Below are 7,783 nucleotides of genomic sequence, written 5' to 3'. Positions count from 1 at the left end.
GCAACGACCAGCACCGCACCTGCGGCGACAGACACAGACCAGAACGCATCCGCCCCGGTGCCTGGAGCAAACAGCTTTACCGAAGCGCAGGCGAAGTCGCGGATCCAGGATGCCGGCTTCTCGAAGGTCAGCGCCCTGACGAAGGATGACCAGGGCATCTGGCGCGGCACCGCCGAGAAAGACGGAAAGCAGGTTGCCGTCGCGCTCGATTTCAAAGGCAACGTTGTTGCCGGCGCTCAATAACCATTCAGAAATGGAGTGAAACATGACGACTGTCACCGGACTTTTCGATGACTATCAGGACGCCGCTGACGCCGTAAGCGAACTCGAAGCGATCGGTGTGCCGCGAGACGACATCAGCATTGTGGCCAACAATTCCGACAATCGGTATCGGCAGGATGAAACTTCAGACGCCGGTGAAGATGCCGCCGCCGGCGCCGGCCTTGGGGCGCTCGTCGGCGGCGCGGGCGGGCTCCTTACCGGGCTCGGGATCATGGCCATCCCGGGAGTGGGACCCGTCGTGGCGGCAGGTTGGCTAGCAGCTACGGCTGTAGGCGCGGTCGGCGGCGCTGTGGTGGGCGGAGCCGCCGGCGGCATCGTCGGGGCGCTCACGGAATCCGGTGTTTCGGAACGTGATGCACATGTCTATGCCGAGGGCGTGCGCCGCGGCGGCAGTCTGGTGACTGCCAGAGTGGATGATCGGCTAACCGGCGAAGCTGAACGGATCCTGCGTGGAGAGCGTGCCGTCAATCTTGACGAGCGGCGTAGCGCTTACGAGGCCGGGGGATGGACAGGATTTGATGCTGCCGCGGAGCCTTATGACGACATTGAGGCTGAACGAGATCGTGTTCGGCGAACCACACCGCTCTAAGAAATGCGGCCCCGTCGAACTCTCGGCGGGGCTTTTTCTTGCCGCGCGAGCGAGGCGTCCGGCATTTGGATTGCCCACGTCGGAGCCGAGGGGATGACCCGGATCGCGACCTTCAACGTCAATGGTGTGAACGGCCGACTCCCCGTGCTCCTGAAGTGGCTTGGCGAGGCCGATTATGACGTTGTTTGCCTCCAGGAGCTGAAAACGTCCGACGAGAATTTTCCCATCGAGGCAATACGGGACGCCGGCTTCGGCGCGATCTGGCACGGCCAGAAATCCTACAACGGGGTGGCGATATTGGTGCGCGGGAAGGATCCGGTCGAACGCCGCCGTGGCTTGCCTGGCGATCCCGATGACACGCACAGCCGCTATCTGGAGGCAGAGATCGACGGTCTCATCGTCGGCTGCATATATCTGCCCAATGGCAATCCCGCGCCAGGCCCCAAATTCGATTACAAGCTTCGCTGGTTCGACCGTCTCGTCGACTACAGCCGATCGCTGTTGGGCGAGCGCGCCGTGCTTTGTGGTGACTACAACGTCGTGCCCACTGAGATAGATGCTGCAGTACCCAGGCGTTGGCTGGGCGATGCTGTCTTCTTCCCCGAAAGCAGGAAAGCTTATGCGCACATGCTGAGCTTGGGCTGGGTGGATGCGATGCGCCATATCCATCCGGACAAGGGCATATACACCTATTGGAATTTTTCCTATCGCGGCGGCTACGACCGAAGCTCAGGCCTGCGGATGGACCATCTGCTCGTGAGCCCGTCACTTGCGGAAAGCCTTATGGCCGCAGGTGTCGATGTCGAGACTCGTGGGTGGGAAAAGCCAAGCGATCACGCCCCTGCCTGGGTCGACGTCGGTTAAAACCTTTTGCGCTATCGCAGTTGCAGAAAGCCTGCTTGGCAGCCGTCGCCCACGCTTCATGTCGAACCTCTGAAGGAGGCCTCAAGATGCCAAGGTTTGTTCCAGATATGACCGCACGCCTCAACCCGTCAGAGAATGCCGCTCACGAGCAGGACACGAAGTTGCGCTCCGAAGGCGCACCATCGCGAGTTTCAACTCCCGATGCATCCGGATTGCGCACCTGTACCGGCGTTCTCGCCCTCTCTATCAGGGCGTCATGTCATCAGATCTGCCGATCGCCGGACCGCGATCGAAGCTGCTGACCTCTCCGAAGCCATCGACAGAATCTCGCAGGGCCCCTGTGCTGTCCCGCACGGCGTCGTCGAGGAGGAAAAAAGACCGCCGCCATGTCAACTTTTCTGCACGAGTTGGGGTAGCGAACGCATAGGCGGACGGGAGGCATAACGGTCATCCGCGGCTGTGTAACAAACTGGGTAACAAGCGATAAGAAAATGCGAATAGATTCAACGCTTTAACTGATAGTTAGAAAAACGCTCTCTCAGCCAGAATTTTCCTAATAATCAATGATTTCAAATAGTCATCAGGCGCTTCAAGGCCAAAGCGTCGTTGGTCCGTGTAAGGAACCCGCATAGTTCGCCATGACGTTGCTCAACACCGAGGGGGTCGGCGTCCTGTCCCACGCATGTTCGATTGCGGCACCTGTCCATTGCAAGCGTCGCCGACGGCCTGGTAGGCATCAGTCGCCCGATACGGACAATCCCGCGAGAAGCGGAGCGTAGGCGGCAAGCCTGCGGGATACGAATTCCGTGAAGAGCCGCACGCGCTTCGTCTTGCGTGCCTCTCCCTGTGTGAGAAGCCAGAGCGTTCCGTACATGTGCAGGTCGGTACCCGGCACCCTCGCCAGCAGGGGGTCGGCATCTCCCACGAAGCACGGCAGAGTCGTCATCCCGAGCCCCTGCCGCACCGCGACGATCTGCGCCTCGGCATCCGTGACCCTGAACGGAACCCCGGGCGATTGGACCGACGGTCGTCGCCAAGTCGCTGCGGGAAGCGCTCGAGGCCGACACCATCATCCTGGCGGTTCCGTTCGGGAATCATTGCGACGTTGCGAAGGCTCTGCCGAGCTGGGAAGGCAAGACAGTCATCGATGCCACGAACGCGTTTCCGGTCCCTGAAGAGCTGGACGGTCTCCCGTCCTCCGCTTTCGTCGCGAAGGCGTTCACCGGCGCCAAGCTCGCGAAAGGCTTCAATCACCTGGTTGCGGCCACCCTGGCTACCGATCCGGTCGTCGAGGGCGGCCAGGGTCGTCTTTCTGTCGAGCGACGACGAGGACGCGGCCGCTCACGTCGCGGCCTTGGCCAGACAACTCGGGTTCGCGCCCGTCAAGCTGGGAAAGCTCAACGAGGGTGGCGCGCTCGTGCACGCACGCGGCCGCACTTGGGGCCCGCTGATCTTCCAGGACCTGTTCAAGAAGGAACCGTAATGGATTTGCTGTCCACTGTCAGAGGTGCGGCTTGCGCGAGCCCCTCCATGAGAGATCCACGCGGGCTAAGTCAAATCCGAGGTCCGGCAGCGAAGACGGCTTACTGGTTCGTGGCGTTGCGATAGATATTGAGCACGCGCGTCACGCTGCCGAGCAGAAGCCCATGCGCGGTCGGTCTGATGCGGCCCGCGCCGACCTCGACATCGAGGTGGCCAATATATTGGCTGATCAGCGGGCGGGGAATCTCCCTGTCGCCAAGCGCGGCCAGCACCGCTCCGGTTGCGCGCTGCGCTTCCGGCGCCAGCCAGTAGTAACGGATGCGATCGCTGAAGGAGAAATGCCGCCGCAGACGCTGCTCGTCGGGCGTGCCACAATAGTATTTCTGCCAGTTGCCGGACGAGGCGAGCATCACGCGCTCCATGGCCGCCGGCAGGGTTTCACGCAACGGATCGGGCGCCAGTTCGTCGGCAATGTGGCTGAGGCCGTAGAGCGCCTCGCGCAGCGCGAATGTCAGCCACGGGCCGACTTTGAGGATGGCGAAACCGTCACGCACCAGCATGCCAAGCGCTTCCGCGGGCTGGTAGTCGGTCGAGTGCGCTTCGAAGACGAATTGCGGCATGCGTTCCAGCACAGTGACCAGCTCAGTCGCTTTCTCCGTCGCATAGGCGACGATATCGGCATTGCCGAATTCGACGCCGGGCTGGACGACGACGCCGACGACCCGGTCAAAGGCGCCATCGAGGCCGAGGCGAGAGAAAGCCTTGCGGTGGACCTCGACCGTGCGGAGCGCGTCGGCAGGCTCGGTCACATGCGTGTGCTCGAGCGGTTCGAGCGCGCCGCCGGGCACCGGCACCTCGGTGCCGATGATGTAAACGGGTTTCTCACCGCCGGCGCGCGCGACCGCCGCCTCGGCGACCTTGGCAAGCTCAGCCGCGCGGGCGGCAATCGTCTCGTCGGGGAGCGGCACCGGATCGTCGGCGCAGGCCATGCTGGTGTCGAGATGCAGCTTGGTGAACCCGGCGGCCGCATAGGCGTCGATCATCGCGGCCGCTTTCCGCATCGCCCCGGCAGCGGAGTCGTGCTTCCAGGGATTGGGTCCAAGATGGTCGCCGCCGAGGATCAGACGATCGAGGGGAAGACCGGCCCTGCCGGCATACGTTTCGACGAGGCCGCGAAAGGCGGCCGGCGCCATGCCGGTGTAGCCGCCTTCGTGATTGACCTGGTTACAGGTCGCCTCGATGAGGACATCCGCGCCATGCAGCGCGCCGTGGCGGAGCGCCGCGTCGATCACCAGCGGATGCGCCGAGCAGATCGAGGTGATGCCTCCCTTGCCGCCCGCCGCCCGCCGCGCGCCGATGGCCGCAAGTCTCTTGGTCGCGGAGCTCATGCGCGTGTACCGGCCCCGGCTATGAAAGCCTCGACATCGGCGAGCCGGTGAATGCCTTCCATGGGTCCCTTCCGCGTCACGGCCAGCGCGCCGCAGGCGTTGGCGATGCGCAGCGCCTCGGCAGGTGCGGCGCCGCGCAACCAGAAGCATACGAAGGCGGCTCCGAAGCAGTCGCCGGCGCCAGTCGGGTCCACTTCCTCGACGGCGAATCCGGGCATTGCGACCGAGCGCTGGCGATCGTGATAGACGGCGCCGGCAGCGCCTCTCTTCAGCACGATGCAGGCTATGCCCCGACCAAGCAGCTCGGCGATCACGCCCTGCTCGTCGCCCGCTGAAGAGAACAGGAGCAACTCGTTGCCGCTTGGCAGAAAGACGTCGGTCTGCGCCAACACCCTGTCGAGCGCCTCGCTCATGCCGGTGTCCTGCATGATCTCGCGCCGGACGTTGGGGTCGAAGGACACGGTGCCGCCCCTGGCCTTCACGGCCGCGGTCGCGGCGAGCACAACGTCGGTCGCCTTTTCCGAGAACAGCGACGAGCCCATGACATGAAAATGGTCGGCGTCGGCAAGCAAGTGTCTTGCGGCATCATCGATGGCCAACAGGCCCGCCGCGCTGTTGCGGATGTTGAAGACGAAATGCCTGGAAGCGTCGGCTCTATAGGTGACGAAGGCGGTGCCAGTTGCGTGGCCTCCATGGGTGGCGATCGCCGAAACGTCCGCGCCGAGCCGGCGCAGTCGGTCTATGTTCAGTTGGCCGAAATCGTCCCTGCCGACGGCCCCGATAAGCCCCGCTGGCTGACCAAGCGCTGCCGCTTGGCCAATGAAGATCGCTGGCGCGCCGGATGGGAACGGCCCCACCAGTGGCCCGGGTTCGAGAAAGCTCTGGCCGGTCCGATCCGCCATATCTCGACGAGGATCTCGCCGGCGGAAACCAGCTTCTTCATCACGGCCTCCCGGCATTTGCCGCGTGGCATCACCTCGAAGCGGAATAAGGCGCGTCCTTCTTCACGTCAATTAATAAATTTACGAACGCAATAATTTTCGTCAGCGAATTGAAACTTGAAGCGCTTCCTGTAAAGTTTTTGAACTTGCAGTCCCGGGTCGGCGCACCGTATGGAAGGCGCCGGGACGGCGCATGGACCAGGCGGGAAATCCGTGGCGCGAGGGCTTTGAATGTCGATGACGCACAAGACCATGGAGGATTTCGCCCGCTCCTGCGGCGTCTCCAGACCGACACTGTCGAAATTCTTCGACGATCCGACCAGCGTCAAGCCGGCAACGCGCAAGCGTATCGAGGATGCGCTGCGCTCGTCCGACTACCAGCCGAACCTCTTCGCGCGCAATCTCAATCGCAAGCGCACGCGCAGCATCGGCATTGTCGTGCCGACGGTGACCGACCCGTTCTATTCAGAGATGGTCAGCCGCATCGAGCTCAGGCTGCGCGACGAAGGCTACTGGCCGGTCGTCATTTCCTCGCATGGCTCGACCGAGCTCGAGATTGAAGCCACCCGAACCATCTTGTCGCTGAAGGTATCCGGCGCGCTAATCGCGCCGCTGGGCAAACGATCCGATCAGAGAACCCTGGAAAAGCTCACGCAGACCATCCCGATTGTTTATTTCGACACTTTCCTGGAAGGTGATACGCCATTTGTTGGCAATAACAACGCAAAAAGCGTCGCGACGATCGTGGATTACCTTTGCCGTTCCGGCGATGCCCCGGTCTATTTCGACATCCCGCACGTCAATCACAATTCGGCGGAACGATTGAGCAGCTATGTCGCCTCGATGCAGCGACTGGGATTCGAGCCGATCGTCTTCGGCGACACCGACGACTATACTTGGGAGTTCGAGCGCATCGGCTACGAGCAGACGGAGAAGCTGCTCGGCAATGGCGGCCTGCCGGGCAAGACCATCCTGTGCGCCAACGACCGCCTGGCCTTCGGCGTCATGGCGGCGGCCTTCTCGAAAGGGTTGAAGGTGGGCCGTAAGCCGGGTTGCGACCTGCGCATCGCAGCCCATGATGATCATCCACTCAGCCGCTACACCTGCCCAGCGCTCACCACCATGGCGCAGGATTTCGCCGCCATGGCCGGCCGCAGTGTCGAGACGCTGCTTGCGATGCTCGACGAGGATGCGGCCGCCGTGACGCCAAAGGTCAGCCTCGACGCAACGCTTGTAATGCGCCAATCGGCCTAGACCCCTTCAAACGCCGGATCGAAATTGCGCCAGGCCGCAACAGCAGCCTCGACCGCCTGACGCGACGCCGGACCATGGCGGCCCATTGAGACGAACCCATGGATCTGCCCTGGCCAGCGTTTGACCACGATCGGGACGCCGTCCATCTCGAGCCGCCTTGCATAGGCCTCGCCCTCGTCGGCGAGGATGTCATGGCCGGCAATGGCGATGAAGGCCGGCGCCGCGCCGGCAAGGCTGTTGGCCTTTAGCGGCGAGACGCGCCAGTCATTGATGTCGACCGCGTCACGGACATAGTGGTCGCGGAACCAGGCCATGGTCGCGGCCGTCAGGCCGAAACCTTCGGCGAAGCGGCGATAGCTGTCCGCCGTTTGGGCGGCATCGGTGTTGGGATAGAACAGGAGCTGCGCGGTCGGACGGCATTTGTCATCGCGGGCAAGCAGCGCCAGCACCGCGGCGAGGTTGCCGCCGGCGCTGTCGCCGGCGACGGCGATGCGGCTGGCGTCGATGCCAAGCCCGCCGGGCATATCCTGCATGAAGGAGAGAACGGCACGGCAATCCTCGACCGCAGCCGGAAACTTGTGCTCCGGCGCCAGCCGGTAGTCCGGCGAAACGACAACACAGGCGGCGATGTTGGCGTACCAGCGGCAGATCTCGTCATGCGAATCGAGATTGCCGATCACCCAGCCGCCACCGTGCAGGTAGAGCAGCGCCGGCGCGTCGGCCGCCGGCGCGCCCTGCCCGCGATAAACGCGAAGGTTGAGACGGCCACCGGGCCCGGCGATGGTTTGTTCGCGCACCGAAGCGACAGGCTCGCGCTCGCCTTGCAGGCTCGGAAAGCCTTCGTCGTAGGCGCGTCGCGCCTGCTCGGGCGTGCCGGTCTCGAAGGGCGGCTCATGCGCCTGTCGGCCAAGGTCGAGGACCTTCCGCGCCTGTGGATCGAGCGATACGGGCGATGTCGGCATGGGAGCGCCTTAGGCCAGCAG

At 63.4% G+C, this 7,783-nt stretch carries 5 protein-coding genes and 4 pseudogenes; 5 read left to right on the top strand and 4 right to left on the bottom strand.

What is annotated here, in order from left to right; all coding sequences use genetic code 11:
• The 3 genes and pseudogenes from EOA24_RS20775 to xth form a co-directional block, all read left to right on the top strand.
• A pseudogene (locus EOA24_RS20775) lies at positions 1–243 on the top strand (PepSY domain-containing protein); the annotation flags it as partial.
• A gap of 22 nt (positions 244–265) precedes the next feature.
• A complete protein-coding gene (locus EOA24_RS20770) occupies positions 266–871 on the top strand; it encodes a general stress protein (protein ID WP_127249189.1) in 606 nt (201 codons plus the stop codon).
• Between the two features lie 93 nt (positions 872–964).
• Positions 965–1,735, top strand: coding sequence for an exodeoxyribonuclease III (xth, locus tag EOA24_RS20765; protein WP_126081285.1), 771 nt, complete (start codon positions 965–967; stop codon positions 1,733–1,735).
• Positions 1,736–2,471: 736 nt separating this feature from the next.
• Here xth and EOA24_RS20755 read toward each other — a convergent pair.
• Positions 2,472–2,756 (bottom strand): annotated as a pseudogene (locus tag EOA24_RS20755) (LysR substrate-binding domain-containing protein); the annotation flags it as partial.
• Here EOA24_RS20755 and EOA24_RS20750 point away from each other — a divergent pair.
• Positions 2,744–3,218: pseudogene (locus EOA24_RS20750) on the top strand (NAD(P)-binding domain-containing protein); the annotation flags it as partial. The pseudogenes EOA24_RS20755 and EOA24_RS20750 overlap by 13 nt on opposite strands.
• 100 nt (positions 3,219–3,318) lie before the next feature.
• Here the strand turns inward: EOA24_RS20750 and EOA24_RS20745 are convergent.
• Together EOA24_RS20745 and EOA24_RS20740 are read right to left on the bottom strand one after the other, a co-directional pair.
• On the bottom strand, positions 3,319–4,605 hold the full coding sequence (locus tag EOA24_RS20745) for a D-tagatose-bisphosphate aldolase, class II, non-catalytic subunit (protein WP_126081283.1): 1,287 nt from the start codon (positions 4,603–4,605) through the stop codon (positions 3,319–3,321).
• Positions 4,602–5,548, bottom strand: a pseudogene (locus tag EOA24_RS20740) (sugar kinase). The gene EOA24_RS20745 and the pseudogene EOA24_RS20740 overlap by 4 nt, the downstream one beginning before the upstream one ends.
• A gap of 229 nt (positions 5,549–5,777) precedes the next feature.
• Here EOA24_RS20740 and EOA24_RS20735 point away from each other — a divergent pair.
• Entirely contained in the window at positions 5,778–6,800 is a 1,023-nt protein-coding gene (locus EOA24_RS20735; RefSeq protein WP_126081282.1) for a LacI family DNA-binding transcriptional regulator, read from the top strand.
• On the opposite strand, the gene EOA24_RS20730 is transcribed toward EOA24_RS20735, so the two are convergent.
• Positions 6,797–7,762: an alpha/beta hydrolase gene (locus tag EOA24_RS20730; RefSeq protein ID WP_126081281.1), complete on the bottom strand. Its 966-nt coding sequence runs from the start codon at positions 7,760–7,762 to the stop codon at positions 6,797–6,799. The genes EOA24_RS20735 and EOA24_RS20730 overlap by 4 nt on opposite strands.
• Between the last annotated feature and the right edge of the window lie 21 nt (positions 7,763–7,783).

This window comes from Mesorhizobium sp. M2A.F.Ca.ET.039.01.1.1 (assembly GCF_003998035.1).
Taxonomy (GTDB): Bacteria; Pseudomonadota; Alphaproteobacteria; order Rhizobiales; family Rhizobiaceae; genus Mesorhizobium.
Note: the sequence above shows the minus strand (reverse complement) of the source record. Positions and strands in the feature narration are given on the sequence as shown.

Bases quoted from the DNA above. Each gene is read 5' to 3' on its own strand.
- EOA24_RS20770 (WP_127249189.1), top strand. From the start codon at position 266: ATGACGACTGTCACCGGACTTTTCGATGACTATCAGGACGCCGCTGAC.
- xth (WP_126081285.1), top strand. From the start codon at position 965: ATGACCCGGATCGCGACCTTCAACGTCAATGGTGTGAACGGCCGACTC.
- EOA24_RS20745 (WP_126081283.1), bottom strand. From the start codon at position 4,605: ATGAGCTCCGCGACCAAGAGACTTGCGGCCATCGGCGCGCGGCGGGCG.
- EOA24_RS20735 (WP_126081282.1), top strand. From the start codon at position 5,778: ATGTCGATGACGCACAAGACCATGGAGGATTTCGCCCGCTCCTGCGGC.
- EOA24_RS20730 (WP_126081281.1), bottom strand. From the start codon at position 7,762: ATGCCGACATCGCCCGTATCGCTCGATCCACAGGCGCGGAAGGTCCTC.